General features: G+C 53.0%; 19 protein-coding genes. 11 read left to right on the top strand and 8 right to left on the bottom strand.

Going from position 1 to position 19,531, the window contains the following annotated elements:
• Positions 1-31: 31 nt before the first annotated feature.
• Complete coding sequence (locus OGV83_RS15620; protein WP_012132443.1) at positions 32-718, bottom strand: GntR family transcriptional regulator; 687 nt, start codon at positions 716-718, stop codon at positions 32-34.
• Positions 719-805: 87 nt separating this feature from the next.
• A complete protein-coding gene (gene ydfG / locus OGV83_RS15615; protein WP_024130344.1) occupies positions 806-1,552 on the bottom strand; it encodes a bifunctional NADP-dependent 3-hydroxy acid dehydrogenase/3-hydroxypropionate dehydrogenase YdfG in 747 nt (248 codons plus the stop codon).
• Between the two features lie 137 nt (positions 1,553-1,689).
• Between ydfG and dcp the strand changes: the two genes are divergently transcribed.
• The 3 genes from dcp (at position 1,690) to OGV83_RS15600 (ending at position 6,186) form a co-directional block, all read left to right on the top strand.
• The gene (gene dcp, locus OGV83_RS15610) at positions 1,690-3,735 is read left to right on the top strand and encodes a peptidyl-dipeptidase Dcp (protein ID WP_286463982.1); all 2,046 of its coding nucleotides are present in this window, start codon (positions 1,690-1,692) and stop codon (positions 3,733-3,735) included.
• Positions 3,736-3,934: 199 nt separating this feature from the next.
• Positions 3,935-5,113, top strand: a complete 1,179-nt coding sequence (locus OGV83_RS15605; RefSeq protein WP_286463980.1) for a serine hydrolase domain-containing protein — start codon at positions 3,935-3,937, stop codon at positions 5,111-5,113.
• A gap of 182 nt (positions 5,114-5,295) precedes the next feature.
• Positions 5,296-6,186: a diguanylate cyclase gene (locus tag OGV83_RS15600; protein ID WP_024130343.1), complete on the top strand. Its 891-nt coding sequence runs from the start codon at positions 5,296-5,298 to the stop codon at positions 6,184-6,186.
• A gap of 332 nt (positions 6,187-6,518) precedes the next feature.
• Here OGV83_RS15600 and mgtS read toward each other — a convergent pair whose 3' ends face one another.
• Positions 6,519-6,614 (bottom strand): protein MgtS, encoded by a 96-nt coding sequence (gene mgtS, locus OGV83_RS15595; protein ID WP_000901367.1) that lies wholly within the window; start codon positions 6,612-6,614, stop codon positions 6,519-6,521.
• 329 nt (positions 6,615-6,943) lie between these two features.
• Here mgtS and OGV83_RS15590 point away from each other — a divergent pair, with 329 nt between their 5' ends.
• The 6 genes from OGV83_RS15590 to urtE all read left to right on the top strand — a co-directional run bounded on the left by OGV83_RS15590 (position 6,944) and on the right by urtE (position 13,779).
• Positions 6,944-8,047 (top strand): cobalamin-independent methionine synthase II family protein, encoded by a 1,104-nt coding sequence (locus OGV83_RS15590; RefSeq protein ID WP_199975765.1) that lies wholly within the window; start codon positions 6,944-6,946, stop codon positions 8,045-8,047.
• Positions 8,048-8,310: 263 nt separating this feature from the next.
• Positions 8,311-9,582, top strand: a complete 1,272-nt coding sequence (gene urtA / locus OGV83_RS15585) for an urea ABC transporter substrate-binding protein (RefSeq protein ID WP_071258307.1) — start codon at positions 8,311-8,313, stop codon at positions 9,580-9,582.
• A gap of 44 nt (positions 9,583-9,626) precedes the next feature.
• Positions 9,627-11,201: an urea ABC transporter permease subunit UrtB gene (gene urtB, locus OGV83_RS15580; protein WP_286463977.1), complete on the top strand. Its 1,575-nt coding sequence runs from the start codon at positions 9,627-9,629 to the stop codon at positions 11,199-11,201.
• Positions 11,201-12,274 carry an urea ABC transporter permease subunit UrtC gene (gene urtC / locus OGV83_RS15575; RefSeq protein WP_012132433.1) on the top strand — a complete coding sequence of 358 codons (1,074 nt, stop codon included), beginning with the start codon at positions 11,201-11,203 and terminating at the stop codon, positions 12,272-12,274. The genes urtB and urtC overlap by 1 nt, the downstream gene beginning before the upstream one ends.
• Positions 12,274-13,071 carry an urea ABC transporter ATP-binding protein UrtD gene (gene urtD, locus OGV83_RS15570; protein WP_024130341.1) on the top strand — a complete coding sequence of 266 codons (798 nt, stop codon included), beginning with the start codon at positions 12,274-12,276 and terminating at the stop codon, positions 13,069-13,071. Before urtC ends, urtD begins: the two co-directional genes overlap by 1 nt.
• A gap of 9 nt (positions 13,072-13,080) precedes the next feature.
• Positions 13,081-13,779 (top strand): urea ABC transporter ATP-binding subunit UrtE, encoded by a 699-nt coding sequence (gene urtE / locus OGV83_RS15565; RefSeq protein ID WP_200076313.1) that lies wholly within the window; start codon positions 13,081-13,083, stop codon positions 13,777-13,779.
• Between the two features lie 46 nt (positions 13,780-13,825).
• Here urtE and ydeE read toward each other — a convergent pair whose 3' ends face one another.
• On the bottom strand, positions 13,826-15,013 hold the full coding sequence (gene ydeE, locus OGV83_RS15560; RefSeq protein ID WP_286463973.1) for an efflux MFS transporter YdeE: 1,188 nt from the start codon (positions 15,011-15,013) through the stop codon (positions 13,826-13,828).
• Between the two features lie 195 nt (positions 15,014-15,208).
• Here ydeE and eamA point away from each other — a divergent pair, with 195 nt between their 5' ends.
• Positions 15,209-16,108, top strand: coding sequence for an O-acetylserine/cysteine exporter (gene eamA, locus OGV83_RS15555; protein ID WP_230011113.1), 900 nt, complete (start codon positions 15,209-15,211; stop codon positions 16,106-16,108).
• A 32-nt stretch (positions 16,109-16,140) separates the two neighbouring features.
• Here the strand turns inward: eamA and marB are convergent, their stop codons facing one another.
• From marB to marR, 3 genes are read right to left on the bottom strand one after another with little or no spacing between them, the layout of a single operon-like run.
• A complete protein-coding gene (gene marB, locus OGV83_RS15550; RefSeq protein WP_071258310.1) occupies positions 16,141-16,359 on the bottom strand; it encodes a multiple antibiotic resistance protein MarB in 219 nt (72 codons plus the stop codon).
• 30 nt (positions 16,360-16,389) lie between these two features.
• Complete coding sequence (gene marA / locus OGV83_RS15545) at positions 16,390-16,773, bottom strand: MDR efflux pump AcrAB transcriptional activator MarA (protein ID WP_024130339.1); 384 nt, start codon at positions 16,771-16,773, stop codon at positions 16,390-16,392.
• An 18-nt stretch (positions 16,774-16,791) separates the two neighbouring features.
• Positions 16,792-17,226, bottom strand: coding sequence for a multiple antibiotic resistance transcriptional regulator MarR (gene marR / locus OGV83_RS15540; RefSeq protein ID WP_012132424.1), 435 nt, complete (start codon positions 17,224-17,226; stop codon positions 16,792-16,794).
• A 250-nt stretch (positions 17,227-17,476) separates the two neighbouring features.
• On the opposite strand from marR, the gene OGV83_RS15535 reads away from it, so the two are divergent.
• A complete protein-coding gene (locus OGV83_RS15535; protein WP_012132423.1) occupies positions 17,477-18,142 on the top strand; it encodes a MarC family NAAT transporter in 666 nt (221 codons plus the stop codon).
• Between the two features lie 53 nt (positions 18,143-18,195).
• Here the strand turns inward: OGV83_RS15535 and OGV83_RS15530 are convergent, their stop codons facing one another.
• Positions 18,196-19,389 (bottom strand): sugar transporter, encoded by a 1,194-nt coding sequence (locus OGV83_RS15530; protein ID WP_012132421.1) that lies wholly within the window; start codon positions 19,387-19,389, stop codon positions 18,196-18,198.
• Positions 19,390-19,531 lie beyond the last annotated feature (142 nt).

Here is a 19,531-nt window from a genome sequence, read left to right as displayed (position 1 = left end):
ACGCCGCCATCCGGCTTGTTTGTCAGCGGGATTACTCTTCGCTGAACCAGTCGCTGTTTTCCTGGCGGATAAGCTGAACGGACTCGCCAATCTCCTGTAGATGTACAGTCATTGCGCGTTCCACCGCGTCGGCGTCATGCTTTTCCAGGGCGGCAAAAATATCATGATGCTGGCGCAGCAACATTTCAGGCGGCGACACATGATCCAGACTCATATAACGCACGCGGTCGATGGTGGCTTTAATATTTTCAACCGTATCCCACGCCAGCTGACAATCGGCAATTAATGCCAGTTTCTGGTGAAATTCATCATCAAGCTGGAAGAAATCGTTGAGCTGCTTGCGGTCAATGGCGATCCGCTGCTGGTGAAGGTTCTGCTCCAGCTGATAGCACTGGCTGTCGGTGATCATCAACGCCGCGCGACGAACGACCGCACATTCGATGGCCTGTCGGACAAAACACCCATTCTGCACCTGCGATAATGAAATCTTATTCACATAGCTGCCGCGCTGAGGGCGGATTTGAATCAAACCGTTTTCCGCCAGCTTAATAAACGCTTCCCGTACAGGCTGGCGCGACACGTTAAAGCGCACGGAAACCTCTTTCTCGGAAAGCGGTGTGCCTGGCGCAATCAGACAGTGCACGATGTCACGTCGGAGAATGCGGTAAATTTGCTGATTTACAGGCTGCGTAGGATTGAGTTGGGTTTCAACGGTCATTCGTTCTTACTTTTTAGAGAGTTAACCAGAGTACTCTACCACTTTTTTGTCACTATCTATACCCGACCCGTAGGCCGGGTATAAAAATTAACCCCGATGAACGCTCAGTCCGGCAAAAGACTGCGTAACCGGCATCATTTCCAGCGTATTAATGTTCACATGCGCAGGCAGATTAGCGACCCACCATACCGCTTCTGTGACATCATCCGGCGTGAGCGCGGTTGTGTTCTCGTAGGTTTTACCCGCTTTGTCGTCATCGCCTTTAAAGCGGACGTTAGAAAACTCCGTGCCGCCGACCAGACCGGGTTCAATATCGGTGACGCGTACCGCCGTACCGTGTAAATCCGTGCGCAGATTCAGACTGAACTGGCGCACAAACGCTTTGGTTGCGCCATATACGTTGCCACCCGCGTATGGCCAGCTACCTGCGGTAGAGCCAATATTGATGATGTGGCCGCGATTGCGCTCCACCATGCCTGGCAGAACCGCGCGGGTCATGTAAATAAGACCTTTGTTGTTCGTGTCGATCATGGTTTCCCAGTCTTCCACGCTGGCTTTATGCGCGGGCTCAAGCCCCAGCGCCAGCCCGGCGTTGTTGACCAGTACATCAATGTTGCGCCACTCTGCGGGTAATGACGCCAGCATATCTTCAATGGATGCACGGTTACGCACATCTAAACGAGCGATAAACAGATTGTCGCCCAGCTCATCTTTCAGTTCTTGCAGGCGTTCCTGGCGACGGCCAGTGGCAATCACTTTGTGTCCATTCTCAATAAAACGACGTGTAATGCATTCGCCGAAACCTGCGGTCGCACCGGTGACTAAAACGATCATCTCACTGTTCCTCAACGCTTTTTGTGTTGTATTACCATAGCACGCCATCTCTGTTCAGGGGTAATCCTCGTTAATGGGATTGCGGTCATTTCAAGGGAGACCTACTCTAATGAACAAATCGTTTGCAGGAGTGAAAAATGTCGTTAACGAATCCATTCTTTAGCCAGAGCGTATTGCCTTACCAGGCCCCGCGTTTTGATCTGATTGACGATAGCCATTACCGCCCGGCGTTTGACGAAGGGATGCGGCAAAAGCGCGATGAAATTGATGCGATTGTCCAAAACCCGCAGGCGCCTGATTTTGAGAACACGTATCTGGCGCTGGAGCAAAGCGGCGCGTTGCTCACCCGTGTGACAAGCGTGTTTTTCGCCATGACAGCGGCGCATACCAATGACGAATTACAGCGCCTTGATGAAGCCTTTTCCGCTGAACTGGCGGCGCTGGCAAATGATATTTATCTCAACAGTACGCTCTTTGCGCGTGTGGATGCGGTCTGGCGACAGCGGGAGACGCTGGCGCTGGATGCCGAGTCGTTGCGTCTTGTGGAGATTATCCACCAGCGTTTTGTACTTTCCGGCGCGCAGCTTGGCGATGACGATAAAGCGCAGCTCAGGAGCCTGAATACCGAATCCGCCACGCTGACCAGCCAGTTTAATCAGCGGCTATTGGCGGCGAATAAATCCGGTGGGATGGTGGTTGATTATCGCCATCAACTGGACGGATTGAGTCAGGAGGAGGTCGCTCTTGCCGCTGATGCCGCCAGGGAAAAAGGGCTGGCGGATCGCTGGCTTATTCCGCTTCTCAATACCACACAACAACCGACACTGGCCGTTTTACGCGATCGCCAGACCCGTGAAAATCTGTTTAACGCCGCATGGACTCGTGCGGAAAAGAACGACGCCAACGACACGCGTGCGATTGTTCAGCGTCTGGTGGACATCCGTACCCGGCAGGCAACATTACTCGGGTTTGCCAGTTATGCCGCCTGGAAAACCGCCGATCAGATGGCGAAGACGCCTGACGCGGCGCTCGCTTTTATGCGCGCCATTGTCCCGGCCGCGCGTCAGCGCGCGCTGGATGAGCAGGCTGAGATCCAGAAAGTGATCGATGATGAGCAGGGAGGATTCACGACCCAGGCGTGGGACTGGGCGTACTATGCTGAGCAGGTACGCCGTGGAAAATACGCGCTGGATGAAGCGCAGCTCAAACCATACTTTGCGTTAGATACGGTACTGAACGACGGGGTGTTCTGGACGGCAAACCAGCTGTTCGGCATTAAATTTATCGAGCGCTTTGATATCCCGGTTTACCATCCTGATGTGCGCGTCTGGGAAATTTTCGATCATGATGGCGTCGGCCTGGCGTTGTTTTATGGTGATTTCTTTGCCCGCGAGTCAAAAAGCGGCGGCGCATGGATGGGCAATTTTATTGAACAATCCACGCTTAACGAAACCAGACCGGTTATCTACAACGTCTGTAATTACCAGAAGCCAGCGGCAGGGCAGCCCGCATTGCTGCTTTGGGATGATGTGATCACCTTGTTCCATGAATTTGGTCATACGCTGCACGGCCTGTTTGCGACACAGCGCTATGCGACGCTGTCGGGGACGAACACCCCGCGCGATTTTGTCGAATTTCCTTCGCAGATTAATGAGCACTGGGCGAGTCATCCGCAGGTGTTCGAACGCTATGCGCGCCACGTCGGGACGGGTGAAAAAATGCCTGAAGCGTTGCAGGAAAAAATGCGGCGGGCAAGCCTGTTTAACAAAGGCTATGACATGACGGAATTGCTCAGCGCCGCATTGCTGGATATGCGCTGGCACAGTCTTGAAACCTTTTCGGCATCGCAGTCGGTCGATCTCTTTGAACAGCAGGCGCTGGCGGCGGAAGAACTCGATCTTCCGGCAGTGCCGCCGCGCTACCGGAGCAGCTATTTCGCCCATATTTTCGGTGGCGGGTATGCGGCAGGCTATTACGCCTATTTGTGGACGCAAATGCTGGCGGACGACGGCTACCAGTGGTTTGTTGAACAGGGAGGGTTAACGCGTGAGAACGGACAGCGTTTCCGTGATGCCATCTTGTCACGCGGCAACAGTACGGATCTGGAACGTCTCTACCCGGCGTGGCGGGGTCATGAACCGCGTATCGAACCCATGTTAAAACACCGGGGTTTAGACCGCTAAGCGCAAGGGCGCTGCCTGAATGTTTATCAGGTAACGCTCTGATTTTTTGTCAATGTTAAGTAAGCTGCCGGGATACTGGTGTACAATGCGGGCTTCTTTTTATCCGGGGCCCCTGTTTTCATGTGTTCGTATTCTCTTCCGCTTTTCTCTTTGTTGAGAAAAAACCTGTTGTGTCTGTGAATCAGAACTGATGCGAACAATGAAAATTAAACACCAGATGCTCTGCGTATCCTTATTTGCGCTCATCGGGTGTGGCAACAGCACGCTTTCACAGCTGGATATGCCTGCGCAAAAAAGCGCGCAAGTTGTGGTGGGATACTACGGGCGCGGTATTGATCCGATGATTCGGCAATATATGCGGGAAAAAGAGGTGACTGGCGTCGTTGTTGCTGTTATTCAGAATAATGGCCCGGCAGAATTTCACAGTTACGGGATAACCGATGATAAAAATCGTTATCCCATCACGCCAGATACGCTGTTCGCTTTAGGCTCGCTGAGTAAAGGCGTGACGGCAGAAGTGACGACGATGCTGGTGGATGAAGGGGTGTTTAACTGGACGAATACGCTGGAAACGTTGCTTCCACAGAATACGCCTTTAAGCCCTGACGCCAAAAATATTACGCTCCTCCAGTTGGTGACTCACACTTCCGGTTTGCCCCGGCAGCCTATGGATTTGCTGACGCTGGAAAACTTAATGCGCTATTTCAGTAACGGCGAGAACTTTTATACGCAGCTGGACAGCGACGCCGTGCTGGGTTATCTCAGTGATTTTACTGCGCCGGACGTGCGCGTTCCGCAGTATTCCAACATCGGCTACGCCATCCTGGGGTATATTTTGCAGCGCAGAACGGGAGAGCCGATCCAGGCGCTGGCGCAACGCATGATATTTGAACCACTGGCGATGACAAACAGCAGTTATACGCCCACCTTATTGAAGGCATACCCGCGAAGAGCGCTGGGCCATGCTGGCGATCAGCCCAAGCTCATTACCCGTGGTCATCTGACGCCAGACTGGGTTTTTAACAAAAATATGATGGGGGCGGCCAGTTTATACAGTAGCGCCCGCGATCTGACTAATTATGCCCGCGCGCATTTTACATCCACAACCGTTTCGGCTATCGATCAGGCTTTTGCTGAAGCCACACAGACTTATTATTATCGACAGAAAGAAGCAGCGAATATTGCGTGGGTGAGTGATGAGTTTTCTGCGCAAAAGATCACCTATCAGGTCGGATATATTGGTGGGTATTCCAGCTATATTGGGTTTGATAAAAGAAATCGTAACGCGGTAGTGGTTTTGCAAAATAGTTTCAACTGGAGTAATTATATCGGTCAGACGATCCTGACTCGCCTGGCGCAGCAGGGGAAGGGCGATTAAAGATGTTAAGTGCATTGCAAATATTCCAGGATTATTCACTTTTTTCCTTTATTACCACTTTAAAATCATAGCGTTATAGATTCTCCATTTCTTGGCTCGGCCTTCTATTAATAAATTGACATAAATTTGCTTTTGTACCGCTAGACTACGGTACATCAAGGATGTATGCCCAAGGAGTGGCAATGATTAAAAAAACGATAGAAATCGATACCATCTTGTTAGATCTGAACCAGTCTATTGATGCCCACTATCAGTGGCTGGTGAAAATGTTTCGTTGCACAGTGTCTGGCGATGTCAATCAACCCGATATTTTCGATATCAATTCTCACTGTCTGTGTCAGTTCAGCCAATGGCTAAATAATCATCCGGTACACGAACCTGAAGAAAAGGGCTTTGTTATCAAGATTATTATTGCTCATGAACACATGCATACACGAGGTCGGGAATTACTGCGGGCGATCGCAGAGAAACGTTCGGAAGATCACCATTTTGACCGTTTTCAGGAAGCGTTATTAGCATTTACCTCGGCGGTGATGGACTACAAAATATATCTGCTCAATATTCGCAGTAATATGGATATATTAACCGGATTACCCGGGCGCAGAGTCCTTGATGAATCTTTCGATCGTCAGCTTATTGATGCGCAACCGCTTAATTTATATTTGCTGCTTTTTGATATTGACCGCTTTAAATTGGTCAATGACAACTATGGTCATCTGGTCGGTGATAGCGTGCTGCGCACCCTGGCGTCGAATTTATCCGTCTGGACGCGCTACGATGAAACGCCTTACCGCTATGGTGGGGAGGAGTTTGTGATTATCATCCGTACAAAAACGGATGAACAGGCCTGTCGGGCAGGGTTACGTATCTGCCAGCTAGTGGCGGATAATCCGATTAACTACCCTGATGGAGAACTTTCGATAACGGTAACTGCGGGCATTACCCAGGCGCAGCAGGGAGAACCGCTGGATGTCGTCATCGGACGCGCAGACAGGGCAATGTACCGGGGTAAACAAACCGGAAGGAATCGCTGCATGTTTATGGACAAAGATCAGCAAATCACGCGTGTGTAACATGAGCCGAACGGCACGCTCTTTACATAACCGGTTATTCACTGACATAAGTGTGCAAAGGGATGGAAGCGCGAAACGCCGGTTTTGCTGGTTTAGTTCTATGTTGTTTAACCTTCATTGATATTGTCTGTGTCAGGATGGTCAACGATCCGTTATCTGTGCAGGGAATTGCCTGATAACGCATAAGGTAAAAACACAAATCTATCCATGCAAGCATTCACCGCTGGTTTATCCGGCGGTTTTTTTTGTCTGTCTGCCGGGCGGGTAAAAAAATGGCCCCTTGTGCAGTTACGCTACAAGGGGCCTTGTCGGTGAGGAGCTATCTCCGTTCATTAATCATCCCATTTATGGCTGAAATACGCGGCCAGAAAACCAGAAAATAAAATAATTCCCAGAACGGCCATGAAAACGTTCATATTACCCAGCATATAATGCCTCCTTTTATTTGTGTGTTTCCTCTCTTACCTTAATTCACCTCATGAGCACCCATAGTAGCAGATTAAATCTAAACAAATGCTGAATTAGGTGATTATTTCAACGTTAACGTCAGGATTTTTCCAGTATGGGATTTCAGACTATGAAAAAGCGTCACAAAACGATGAGGCAATGTGAATTTATTTCAAGGGTGATGAATTTTTCTCGGTTGTCAGTGAGCAGGTTGCATGTCATTTTTAGACGCATAGCCATCCAGAAGTCTAAGATTCAAATAATAAATTATCACGTCAGGCAACTAACGCCGGGTGAATGAGGAGATCACATGCAAAAACAACAGGCCCCGTTTCGTGCAGACATCGTCGGCAGTTTTTTACGCCCGGACACGATCAAACAAGCTCGTTTGCAATTTGCACGCGGCGAGATAACGGCGCAACAATTGCGTACGGTGGAAGATGACGCTATCCGCACTGTTGTGGAGCAGCAGTGTGCCTGCGGGCTGCATGTCGTCACGGATGGCGAGTTTCGCCGCGCCTGGTGGCATTTTGATTTCTTCGATGGACTGCAAGGCGTTGAACGCTATGACGCTGAGAAGGGGATCCAGTTTAATGGCGTGCAGACAAAAGCGCACGGCGTGCGCGTTACCGGAAAACTGGGATTTGGCGATCACCCTATGCTGGAAGACTTCCGCTATCTGAAAAGCATTAGCGGCGCAGCCGAGCCCAAAATGACCATTCCATCCCCCAGCGTGCTGCATTTCCGTGGCGGGCGCAAAGATATCGATGCTACCGTTTATCCGCATCTGGACGCTTATTTCGATGATTTAGCTACCACCTGGCGCGATGCGATTCATGCTTTTTATGAAGCAGGCTGTCGTTATCTGCAATTGGATGACACCGTCTGGGCTTACTTGTGCTCCGACCAGCAACGTCAGCAGATTCGTGAGCGGGGTGACGATCCTGACGAGCTGGCGCAGATTTATGCCCGCGTGATTAACCGTGCGCTGGAGGATAAACCAGCCGATCTGACGGTCGGGCTGCATGTTTGCAGGGGAAATTTCCGTTCGACGTGGATCTCTGAAGGGGGCTATGAACCGGTGGCGGAAGTGTTGTTCGGCACGGTGAACGTTGATGCGTTTTTCCTGGAATATGATAACGATCGCTCCGGTGATTTCGCGCCGCTGCGCTTTGTTCGACCCGGACGTCAGCAGGTGGTTCTGGGACTGGTGACCACGAAAAACGGCGAGCTGGAAAACCCGGAAGGGGTGAAAGCCCGCTTGCAGGAGGCAGAGCGCTATGTCGCAAAAGAGCAGATCTGCCTTAGCCCACAGTGCGGATTTGCCTCCACGGAAGAGGGGAATACGCTGACGGAAGCCCAGCAATGGGGCAAAGTACGCCTCATCACCGAAATCGCCAGTCAGGTCTGGTAAGTTTCCTCTCTTTGTTACACAGCGTTGCACATTCGTAATGCAACGCTGTTTCATTCTGGATCATTTTCCTCGTTGTATTTCCCGCCTTGTGGTTTCCGATTTTCTTGTTTCAGCCCTGTTGCCGGTTAATAAATTGATATTTATAGACATTTAAAAATCTGGCACCGATTTTGCCTTATTACTTCTGAACATCCTTAATTTGCACCATTTGCCCGTCCGGTTGCACCGGGACTTCCAGCAAGCTTAATTTCAGGAGTGAAACTATGCAGCGTCGTACATTATTAAAAGCCTTTGCACTGTCCGCCTCGGTGGTTGCGATAGGGCTGAGCTTTAGCGTTCAGGCGGCCGATACGATTAAGGTCGGCATCATGCATTCGCTATCCGGCACGATGGCCATTTCGGAAACCCCGCTTAAAGATATGGCGTTGATGACGATTGATGAGATCAATGCTAAAGGCGGCGTGCTGGGCAAAAAGCTGGAACCGGTGGTGGTTGACCCGGCCTCAAACTGGCCGTTGTTTGCAGAGAAATCGCGTCAGCTGCTGAGCCAGGATAAAGTCGCGGTCGTGTTTGGCTGCTGGACGTCGGTATCGCGTAAATCGGTGTTGCCGGTATTTGAAGAGTTAAATGGGCTGCTGTTTTACCCTGTGCAATACGAAGGGGAAGAGTTATCGCCGAATGTTTTCTATACCGGCGCAGCGCCAAATCAGCAGGCTATTCCGGCTGTCGAGTATCTGATGAGTGAAGACGGCGGCAGCGCGAAACGCTTTTTCCTGCTGGGAACCGATTATGTCTACCCTCGTACCACCAATAAGATCCTTCGCGCCTGGCTGCATGCCAAAGGCGTCGAGGATAAAGATATTGAAGAGGTGTATACCCCGTTCGGACACAGCGATTACCAGACTATCGTCGCCAATATCAAAAAATTCTCTGCGGGCGGCAAAACGGCGGTGGTCTCCACCATTAACGGCGACTCAAATGTTCCGTTCTACAAAGAGCTGGCGAATCAGGGGATAAAAGCGACAGACGTGCCGGTCGTGGCATTCTCGGTCGGTGAAGAGGAGTTGCGCGGTATCGATACCAGACCGCTGGTGGGCAACCTGGCGGCGTGGAACTATTTTGAATCTGTCGACAACCCCACTAACCAGAAATTCGTTGCGGATTACCGGGCATACGCCAAAGCGCATAAGCTGCCGAATGCCGACACCGTCGTGACCAACGATCCGATGGAAGCGACCTATGTGGGCCTGCATATGTGGGCGCAGGCAGTAGAAAAAGCCGGTACGACCGACGTCGATAAAGTCCGCGAGGCGATGGCGGGGCAATCCTTCGCTGCGCCGTCTGGCTTTACCCTGACGATGGACGCCACCAACCACCATCTGCATAAACCCGTCATGATTGGCGAAATTGAAGATAACGGCCAGTTCAATGTGGTATGGCAAACCGACGAACCGGTTCGCGCCCAGCCCTGGAGCCCGTTTATCGCCGGTAACGATAAAAAATCAGACCAGCCTGTTAAAACCGCCAGCAACTGATCTTTTGCCCTCCTGCGGGAGGGCACATTCTGGAGAACACTTTCATGAAAGCCATGCGCTTTATTCGGGGTGTGTTGCTAATGACGTGGCTGGTGCCGTGGATCGTGCAGGCAACCGATGCCGATGTGTTTGTTGGCGCCAGCCGGGCGCAACAGGCGACGTTATTAGAACAATGGGCCATCACGCCTGAGGCGCAGCGTTTGCCTTTGTTGAACGCATTAGCGCGTGAGAATGTGCTGACTGATAGCGCAAAACACGCTTTCATTCGGCAGGGTACGCAGGTTCTGCCGCTTGGCGCTGTCGCCGCGCCCGATGACGAACTGAAAAAGGTTCGTCTGACTAACCGTCTGCGAAACCTGGTCAGCGGGGCGTTAGCCACGCATCAACTATTAAGTGACAATGTCACGGAAAGAGCCGCTGCCGCTAGCCTGTTACAGCGGGAGGCCACGCCCGCGATGCTGCCGCTTTTACAGCAGCGGCTGGCGCAGGAAACGGAAAGCGAAGTGACATCACGTCTGGAGATTGCGCTGGCTAACCTGCAACTGGTGAGTCCTTCCGCTGACGTCCGGCGTCAGGCGATTGTCCTACTGGGGCAGTCGGGCGACCCGGAAACGCAATCACGCCTGCAACCCTTTACGGATGCTGAACATGAACCGGATGCGCGTGTTCGCGAGGCCGCGACAGAAAGCCTGAACGCAATCGCGCAGCGGATGGTGATTGGCGATCTCCTGGGGCAGGCGTTTATGGGGCTGTCGCTGGGATCGATTCTGCTGCTGGCGGCCCTGGGGCTGGCGATCACCTATGGATTACTGGGCGTAATCAATATGGCGCACGGTGAAATGCTGATGCTTGGCGCGTACAGCACATGGATGGTTCAGCAGTTTATGGGGCAGTTCATGCCACAGTGGCTGGCGTTTTATCCCGTTGTGGCGTTGCCGGTTGCCTTCCTGATCGCTGCCGGAACTGGAATGGCGCTGGAGCGCGGCATTATTCGCCATCTTTATGGTCGTCCTCTCGAAACGCTGCTGGCGACCTGGGGGATTAGCCTGATGCTGATCCAGCTGGTACGCATGACCTTTGGCGCGCAAAACCTGGAGGTTGCCAACCCTGCGTGGCTTTCTGGCGGGGTGCAGGTCTATGCCAACCTGACGTTGCCCTGGAACCGTATCGTGGTGCTGGGGTTCGCCATGCTGGTGCTGTTTTTCACCTGGCTATTGCTGAATAAAACCCGCCTCGGGATGCGCGTTCGCGCGGTAACGCAGAACCGCAGTATGGCGGCGTGTTGCGGCGTGCCGACGGGGCGCGTGGACATGCTGGCGTTTGGCCTCGGGTCGGGGATCGCCGGGTTGGGCGGCGTGGCCTTGTCGCAACTGGGCAACGTCGGGCCGGAACTGGGTCAGGGATACATTATTGATTCATTTTTAGTGGTGGTGCTCGGTGGCGTCGGACAACTGGCGGGGAGCGTGGCCGCCGCATTTGGGTTGGGTATCTTCAATAAGATTCTGGAACCGCAAATGGGCGCGGTGCTGGGCAAAATCGTCATTCTGATTGCGATCGTTCTGTTTATCCAGAAACGGCCTCAGGGATTGTTTGCGCTGAAAGGGAGGGTTATTGATTAATGACCATGCCAATGACATTAACACTGGCGCGTAGAGCGCCGCGTACTGTCCAGGTTTTTGGCCTTTGCCTGCTGGCGGCGCTGCTGATTCTGCCTTTTCTGGCGCTGCTGCCTGCGGATCACCCGCTGGCTGTCCCGGTCTGGGTGTTAACGCTGGCCGGGAAGATCCTCTGTTACGCCATTGTCGCTGTGGCGCTGGATCTGGTGTGGGGGTATGCCGGAATGCTGTCGCTGGGGCACGGTATTTTCTTCGCGCTGGGCGGGTATGCGATGGGAATGTATCTGATGCGTCAGGCCTCTGGCGACGGACTTCCCGCGTTTATGTCTTTCCTCTCCTGGAGTGAATTACCGTGGTTCTGGTGGGGAACGCAGCACTTCGCCTGGGCGATGCTGCTGGTCGTGCTGGTTCCGGGACTGTTGGCGCTGGTGTTCGGCTATTTTGCCTTTCGCTCAAAAATCAAAGGCGTCTATTTTTCCATTATGACCCAGGCGCTGACGTTCGCAGGCATGCTGCTGTTTTTCCGTAACGAAACCGGGTTTGGCGGCAATAACGGGTTTACGGGGTTTACCACGTTGCTGGGCTTCCCTGTTGCGGCGACCTCCACGCGCGTAGCGCTGTTTCTCGCGACCGTCATATTACTGGTGCTGGCGCTGTGGCTGGGGTATCTCCTTGCGCGCAGTAAGTTTGGCCGCGTTCTGACCGCCGTGCGCGATGCGGAAAATCGCCTGATGTTTTGTGGGTACGATCCGCGTGGCTTCAAACTGCTGGTATGGACGCTCTCCGCTGTTCTGTGCGGTCTGGCGGGCGCCCTGTACGTTCCTCAGGTCGGCATCATTAACCCCAGCGAAATGTCGCCGACCAACTCTATTGAAGCGGCTATCTGGGTCGCGCTGGGCGGGCGTGGCACCTTAATTGGCCCGGTGTTTGGCGCAGTGCTGGTGAACGGCGCTAAAAGTCTGTTTACGGTGATTATGCCGGAGTACTGGCAGCTGTTTCTCGGCCTGATCTTTATTGGCGTTACGCTGTTTTTACCGCGCGGCGTCATTGGTCTGTTTCGCAAAGGAGAAAAATGATGCAACCGGATGACGGACTTTTTACCCGCCAGTTGCCGGGGGATCGTTTTCGCGATCAAACAGACCCGGTTCTGCAACTGGAAGGGATCAACGTCAATTTTGACGGCTTCCAGGCGCTGACGGATTTAACCCTGAACATTGGCGTGGGGGAATTGCGCTGCGTTATTGGCCCTAATGGCGCCGGAAAAACCACCTTAATGGATGTGATTACCGGTAAAACCCGGCCGCAAAGCGGACGCGCGATTTACGATCAGTCCACGGACTTAACTTCGCTCGATCCTATTGCGATTGCCCGCCAGGGCATTGGGCGTAAATTTCAGAAACCGACCGTGTTTGAGGCCCTGACGGTGGAGGAGAATCTGGAACTGGCGATGAAAGAGGATAAATCCGTCTGGGCCACGTTAAGAGCGCGCCTCTCGGGCGAGCAGCGGGATCGCATTGACGAGATGCTCGGGTTATTGCGTCTGGGCGCGGAGCGTGGGCGTCGCGCCGGGCTGCTTTCGCACGGACAAAAGCAGTTTCTGGAAATCGGTATGCTGCTGGTACAGGAGCCGCACCTGCTGTTGCTGGATGAACCTGCGGCGGGGATGACGGACGCGGAAACGGAGTATACCGCCGAGCTGTTTCGCACTCTGGCGGGGAAACACTCGCTGATGGTGGTGGAGCATGACATGGGGTTTGTCGAAACCATTGCCGACCATGTTACCGTTTTGCATCAGGGGCGCGTGCTGGCGGAAGGGAGCCTGCGCGACGTCCAGGCCAATGAACAGGTTATTGAAGTTTACCTCGGGCGATAGGGAGGACGGATGTTACAGGTGAATGAACTGAATCAATATTACGGCGGCAGTCATATCCTGCGCGGGGTAAGTTTTGAGGCCCGCATTGGCGAAGTAACCTGTTTGCTTGGGCGTAACGGCGTGGGAAAAACCACCTTACTGAAGTGTCTGATGGGGTTAATCCCGGCACGCACCGGCAATGTGGTCTGGCAGGGGAAGAACATCACCCAGCGTAAACCGCATCAGCGCGTGCGGGCCGGTGTCGCCTATGTGCCGCAAGGGCGGGAGATTTTTCCTCGCCTGACGGTAGAGGAAAACCTGTTGTTGGGGCTGTCGCGTTTTTCCGCCCGCGATGCAAAACAGGTGCCGGATGATATTTACGCGCTTTTTCCGGTGCTTAAAGAGATGAAGCTCCGGCGAGGGGGCGATCTTTCCGGGGGGCAACAGCAGCAGTTGGCAATTGGCCGGGCGCTGGCCTGCCGTCCTCAGCTGTTAATTCTGGATGAACCGACCGAAGGGATACAGCCGTCGGTGATCAAAGAGATTGGGCAGGTGATTGCACATCTGGCGCGTCAGGGGGATATGGCGATTTTGCTGGTGGAGCAGTTCTATGATTTTGCCGCCCAACTGGCGGATCACTACTTACTGATGTCGCGGGGAAGCATTATTCAGAGCGGCAGGGGCGAGAATATGGAAGCGGAGGGCGTCCGCGGGCTGGTCGCGATCTGAGTTCCGGGACTGTACCGGACGTTATCCGGCACAGTCTGGCGCGCTGTCAGCACATTGCGGGCTGCCCCCAGGGTCTGGCCCGCATCCCTTTTAGCATCAGCGCCCAGGCAAGAATAATCGCGACGATCAGCACCGCAAACAGGGTCCAGGCGGGCAAGGTGGTGAGGATCACGCCGCTGACCAGCGGGTTGACCGCCGCGCCGAGCCAGCCAAGCGACTGCGCTGAGAAGTAGCTTGCTTTCATCCCCGCCGGAGCAATGTTATCGATCAGCATATATTCGCCCGGGGCATAAATAACCTCGCCAATGGTGAATACGGCGGCGGAGAGCCCCCAGAGCAACAGGTTGTTTCCTGAAATCATAAAACCAACCAGCCCAGCCACGAAACAGATTGTGCCGGCCGCCATCAAGGGTCTGATATTTGCGGTCGTTAACCGACGGCCTACGGCATATTGCAGACTGACGACAATCGCCGCGTTGACGGGGAGTACGACAGCCACCACTTTTTCGGCAAAATTACCGTTCGCGACGACCATGACATACTGGGAAATACATGAGGCGAACGCGCCGCTGACAAATGACGCCAGGAAGGCCGACAGGGTAAACCAGAGCAGGGCTTTATCGCGTAACAGCACCGATGGCGACCAGACTGACGCCGTTGTTCCTTCAACGGGCGTCTCTGCGCGCTTCACCCAGGTCTGGATAAACACCAGCGGGAAAGCAGAGCAAATGGCCGCAAGCCAGAACGGCAGGTTGATGCTTTGCATGACCAGCAGGGTGCCAAGCGGCGGCCCGACGGTCCAGCCAATATTGAGCACGGTATAGTTGAGGGAAAATATTTTGCTCCTGGTTGTGGCGGAAAGATTGTCGGCAAACCAGGCTTTCAACACGGTGGCAAAGACGGAGTAGGCGCAGTTTATCAGGGCGAAAAGCAGCACCACCAGCGTGACGCTGTGCACCAGGGGGATGGCGATAAAGCCCAGCAAGAACGCCGAAATTGCCAGAAGCATATAGTGCTTTTTATCGAACTTATCCGCGAGGATGCCGAAACCCAGGCTGAAAATCACGCCGATGGTTAACGCTACCGTCATGGCATAACCGATCAGATCGACGCTCAGATCGTACTGGCGGTTAAGATAGATCGTCATGAACGGAAGCGTGGCGCCGCGCCCAATGGTCAATAACAGTGATGAGGCGAGTAAAGCGAGGGTGGAGCGTCTCAGCGTTGTGTTCATTTTCCTGCCCGACAATGCGTTTCATTATATTTATTGGTGATTTAAAGCAATAGCACGGCAAAAGTGTGATGTATACCCGGGATGTTGTTCGAAAGTGCTCGTCCCGCCCTACCTGAATTAATGATCTGTTCCGGGGCGATGATTTCCGTTAACTTAACTTTTTTACAAAAATTTAATATTTGCAGGGGCCGTGGTATGTCGCGTAAAGACGGGTTATTGGCGTTACTGGTCGTGGTGGTGTGGGGGCTTAACTTTGTCGTCATCAAAGTCGGGCTGCACAATATGCCGCCGCTGATGCTGGCGGGATTACGTTTTTTGCTGGTCGCGTTTCCGGCCATCTTCTTCGTTGCGCGCCCGAAAATCCCGCTGTCGCTGTTACTCGGCTACGGCCTGACCATCAGTTTTGGTCAATTCGCGTTTCTCTTTTGTGCGATTAAATTCGGAATGCCTGCCGGGCTGGCGTCACTGGTGCTACAGGCGCAGGCGTTTTTTACCATCGTACTGGGCGCGTTTGCGTTCGGCGAGCGCTTGCAGGGCAAACAGGTGGCCGGTATCGCGCTGGCGGTGTTTGGCGTTCTGCTGCTGATAGAAGCCAGCCTCAATGGGCAACATATTGCGATGCTCGGGTTTATGTTAACGCTGGCGGCGGCGTTCTGCTGGGCGTGCGGGAATATTTTCAATAAGAAGATCATGCAACATGCCAGTCGCCCGGCGGTGATGTCGCTGGTGGTCTGGAGCGCGCTGATCCCGATTATTCCCTTCTTTCTGGCCTCTTTGATTCTGGACGGTTCTGCGCAGATGGTTCAGAGCCTGATCGCGATTGATATGACGACGATTTTATCGCTGGTGTATCTGGCGTTTGTCGCCACGATTGTCGGTTACGGGATCTGGGGAACGTTGCTCGGACGCTATGAAACCTGGCGCGTGGCGCCGCTGTCTTTGCTGGTGCCGGTCGTGGGGTTGGCCAGCGCGGCTGTGTTGCTCAATGAGACGCTTACCGGGTTACAGTTTCTTGGCGCGGTGCTGATTATGGCGGGTTTGTACATCAACGTGTTTGGTTTTCGGCTGCGCAAAGCGGCGCAGGTAAGGGGATAAAAAAAGCCCCGCAGTGGCGGGGCAAAAACGAATTACAGGCTGTGTCCGTTGTAATACGGTACGCCTAATTCGTCGGATTTATCGCTTCCCGCACCCATATGATTGAAATCGAATGGCGACTGATCATGCGCAGACGGCATGACCATCGCATCGCGATTATTTTGTGTTCCAGGTTGTGCGGTTTGCTCCGCAATGCTTTGGCCAGAGACGACAAGCAGCACAGCCAGCATTGCGGAAGACAGAGATTTCATGATTTCCTCGATTACGTCATTAACAGGCGATTAGCAATTACAATGGTTGAGTGGATGCAAATACCGGGATTCGCCATGCATATTGGTAATACGGTACTTATGCGGTGGGACGTCGAAATAGTTTTTAAATGTCCGGGTCAGCGTCTGCTGTGACTCAAAGCCATAACGTTCCGCCAGGTACAGGATCGGCTCGTTACTTTCTTTTAATTTCTGGGCTATTTCAGTCATTTTGCGACTGCGGATGTACTGGCCTAATGAGTGACCGGTCTCTTTTTTAAACATCCGTTGCAGGTGCCATTTGGAGTAACCTGAACGCTCTGACACTTTTTCCAGTGAGAGCGGCGATTCCAGGTTATCTTCGATCCAGTCCAAAATGCTATGAATGGTAATAGCGTCAGTATTGCGTCTGGACATCGTCATACCTCTTTCTGTTTACGGCAGGATTTTCTTAAGCAAAAGCTCAAGTGTTGCCACTTCATCCGCCGTTAAGTTTTTTGTTAGTTCCTGGTGCAGGTCTTGTCCTACTAACTGATGACATTGCTCACAAATTGCCGCGCCGTGTTCGGTGAGTTTCACCAGCACGCCGCGTTTGTCATGTGGATTTGGCAGTCTTTCGATCCAGCCTTTACAGACCAGCCGATCAAGCATGCGCGTCAATGCGCCGAGATCGACAGACAGCACTTTCTTCAGCTCGACCGGGGTAATGCATACCGCGCAACGGATAGAACAGAGCACCTTAAACTGCGATGCGGTGATATCCAGCGGCGACAGATAGTCGTTCAACAGACGATCTTTTTTCTGATTGACCATGTAGATCAAGCGACCCAGCGGGATGATTTCGTTGAATAGGTCACTGGTGCTTTTCACAATGGTTGCCCCGGCAAGTAGTTAGTCACGGCAGATACTATTGCCCAGGCAAATATAAGTCAATCGAATGAATAAGGGGATGCCACGATTTGCTAAAACGCGTCAGTGCAGGGGCTGTATCACAGGGTAATTTATTAATAATAATTACTGGTTATGCTTATTCGGCATAATGAATGCTTAATGGCGAAACGCCGCGTTTTCCCTTTATACTTGCCGCTTACAACGAGCTTGATGGGGAAGAGATGGCATTATGATGGATTTGTTTAAAGCGATAGGGCTTGGGCTGGTTGTCCTGCTGCCTTTGGCGAACCCGCTAACCACGGTGGCGTTGTTTTTAGGCCTGGCCGGTAATATGAACAGCGCGGAGCGTAACCGTCAGTCGCTGATGGCCTCCGTGTATGTGTTCGCCATCATGATGGTTGCATATTACGCCGGTCAACTGGTGATGAACACCTTTGGAATTTCCATCCCCGGTTTGCGCATTGCGGGTGGGCTGATTGTCGCCTTTATCGGCTTTCGGATGTTGTTCCCGCAGCAGAAGGCGCACGAATCGCCGGAGGCGAAAAGCAAGTCAGAAGAGCTGGAGGATGAGCCTTCTGCCAATATCGCTTTTGTTCCGCTGGCGATGCCGAGCACCGCAGGGCCGGGGACGATCGCGATGATCATCAGTTCGGCCTCTACCGTACGTCACGGCGTCGATTTTCCCGGCTGGGTTATTCTGGTGGCGCCACCGCTTATTTTTCTGGCGGTGTCAGTGATTCTGTGGGGTTCTCTGCGCAGTTCAGGGGCGATTATGCGTCTGGTCGGCAAGGGGGGAATTGAAGCTATTTCCCGCCTGATGGGCTTCTTACTGGTCTGTATGGGCGTGCAGTTTATCATTAACGGCGTGCTGGAAATTATTAAGACTTACCATTAAGTCAGAATTCCCCCCGAAAGTCTCAGTAGTATTCAGTCGGGGGGAACTTATCCTCAATGCTGCGGCTGTTCTTCCAGCGAAACAGGCCAGCGGCGAAAGATAATGATCGACCACACCAGCGCCGCCAGGGCTGGCACTGCGCCGACGTAGCCAATAGTGGACATCGACCAGTGTAAACTCACCTGATTCCCCACCAATGCGCCAGCGCCAATGCCAATATTAAAAATGCCTGAGAACAGCGCCATTGCCACATCGGTGGCGTCCGGCGCCAGTGCCAGGACTTTCACCTGCATCCCCAGGCCTATCACCATAATGGCGATGCCCCAGAAAATACTCAGCACGGCAAGATGGCTTTCGCTGTCTGCTGCGGGCAGCAGGAGCATCAGGCAAATCACCAGCAGCATAATGGCAATGCTGATAAGCGGCGAGGCGTACTGATTACCCAGTTTGCCGAATACCACGCTGCCGATAATCCCGGCGCCGCCGAGGATCAGCAGTAATACCGTGGCAAAGTTTGCGCTCAGACCCGCCACCGTCTGTACAAACGGTTCAATATAGCTGTATGCCGTATAGTGTGCGGTGACCACCACGACCGTCAGTAAATAAATACTCATTAGCGCCGGGCGACGGAACAGCAGCGGCAGACTTTTTAGTGACCCAGAATGTTCGCTGGGCAATTTCGGCAGCAGTTTGATCAGGCATACCAGCGTGATTAACGCCCCTATACCAATGGCGAAGAACGTTGTTCGCCAGCCGAAGTATTGACCAACAATACGCCCGATAGGCAGCCCCAGCACCATCGCCAGCGCGGTTCCGGTGGCGATCAGACTCAGTGCCTGCGCACGTTTGCCTGGCGGCGCAAGGCGAATGGCCAGCGAAGCGGTAATAGACCAGAAGACGGCGTGTGCAAACGCGATCCCGATGCGGCTGATTACCAGCACGGTAAAATTCCATGCCAGGAAGGAGAGCACATGGCTGGCAATGAAGAGAACAAACAGGCAGATTAGCAGTTTACGCCGCTCAACCTGACTGGTCAGCAACATAAAGGGCAACGACATCAGCGCCACAACCCAGGCATAGATCGTCAGCATAATCCCGACCTGCGCGGTCGGCATAGCAAAGCTCCGGGCGATGTCCGACAGTAAGCCAACAGGGACAAACTCTGTGGTATTGAAAATAAAAGCGGCAATAGCAAGCGTAACTACCCGTAGCCACGCGACCTTGCGGGAAACAGTGTTTGTTGTCATAAGAGTAAATCGGGTCAGTTGCGAAAAGGCGAGGTCACGATCTTAAAACGTTTGCTGGCGAAAATACAATCGTTTTGTGATGTATGTCTCATTATCGTTGGTGGGCCGATTGATGAAACAAACGAAATGGCGTCCGGGTATG

Source organism: Citrobacter sp. CK189 (assembly GCF_030333505.1).
GTDB classification, from domain to species: Bacteria; Pseudomonadota; Gammaproteobacteria; order Enterobacterales; family Enterobacteriaceae; genus Citrobacter_B; species Citrobacter_B koseri.
Note: the sequence above shows the minus strand (reverse complement) of the source record. Positions and strands in the feature narration are given on the sequence as shown.

Bases quoted from the DNA above. Each gene is read 5' to 3' on its own strand.
- OGV83_RS15590 (WP_199975765.1), top strand. From the start codon at position 6,944: ATGCAAAAACAACAGGCCCCGTTTCGTGCAGACATCGTCGGCAGTTTT.
- OGV83_RS15620 (WP_012132443.1), bottom strand. From the start codon at position 718: ATGACCGTTGAAACCCAACTCAATCCTACGCAGCCTGTAAATCAGCAA.
- dcp (WP_286463982.1), top strand. From the start codon at position 1,690: ATGTCGTTAACGAATCCATTCTTTAGCCAGAGCGTATTGCCTTACCAG.
- eamA (WP_230011113.1), top strand. From the start codon at position 15,209: ATGTCGCGTAAAGACGGGTTATTGGCGTTACTGGTCGTGGTGGTGTGG.
- urtA (WP_071258307.1), top strand. From the start codon at position 8,311: ATGCAGCGTCGTACATTATTAAAAGCCTTTGCACTGTCCGCCTCGGTG.
- ydfG (WP_024130344.1), bottom strand. From the start codon at position 1,552: ATGATCGTTTTAGTCACCGGTGCGACCGCAGGTTTCGGCGAATGCATT.
- urtB (WP_286463977.1), top strand. From the start codon at position 9,627: ATGAAAGCCATGCGCTTTATTCGGGGTGTGTTGCTAATGACGTGGCTG.
- OGV83_RS15530 (WP_012132421.1), bottom strand. From the start codon at position 19,389: ATGACAACAAACACTGTTTCCCGCAAGGTCGCGTGGCTACGGGTAGTT.
- urtC (WP_012132433.1), top strand. From the start codon at position 11,201: ATGACCATGCCAATGACATTAACACTGGCGCGTAGAGCGCCGCGTACT.
- OGV83_RS15535 (WP_012132423.1), top strand. From the start codon at position 17,477: ATGATGGATTTGTTTAAAGCGATAGGGCTTGGGCTGGTTGTCCTGCTG.
- mgtS (WP_000901367.1), bottom strand. From the start codon at position 6,614: ATGCTGGGTAATATGAACGTTTTCATGGCCGTTCTGGGAATTATTTTA.
- OGV83_RS15600 (WP_024130343.1), top strand. From the start codon at position 5,296: ATGATTAAAAAAACGATAGAAATCGATACCATCTTGTTAGATCTGAAC.
- marA (WP_024130339.1), bottom strand. From the start codon at position 16,773: ATGTCCAGACGCAATACTGACGCTATTACCATTCATAGCATTTTGGAC.
- OGV83_RS15605 (WP_286463980.1), top strand. From the start codon at position 3,935: ATGAAAATTAAACACCAGATGCTCTGCGTATCCTTATTTGCGCTCATC.
- urtE (WP_200076313.1), top strand. From the start codon at position 13,081: ATGTTACAGGTGAATGAACTGAATCAATATTACGGCGGCAGTCATATC.
- marB (WP_071258310.1), bottom strand. From the start codon at position 16,359: ATGAAATCTCTGTCTTCCGCAATGCTGGCTGTGCTGCTTGTCGTCTCT.
- ydeE (WP_286463973.1), bottom strand. From the start codon at position 15,013: ATGAACACAACGCTGAGACGCTCCACCCTCGCTTTACTCGCCTCATCA.
- urtD (WP_024130341.1), top strand. From the start codon at position 12,274: ATGCAACCGGATGACGGACTTTTTACCCGCCAGTTGCCGGGGGATCGT.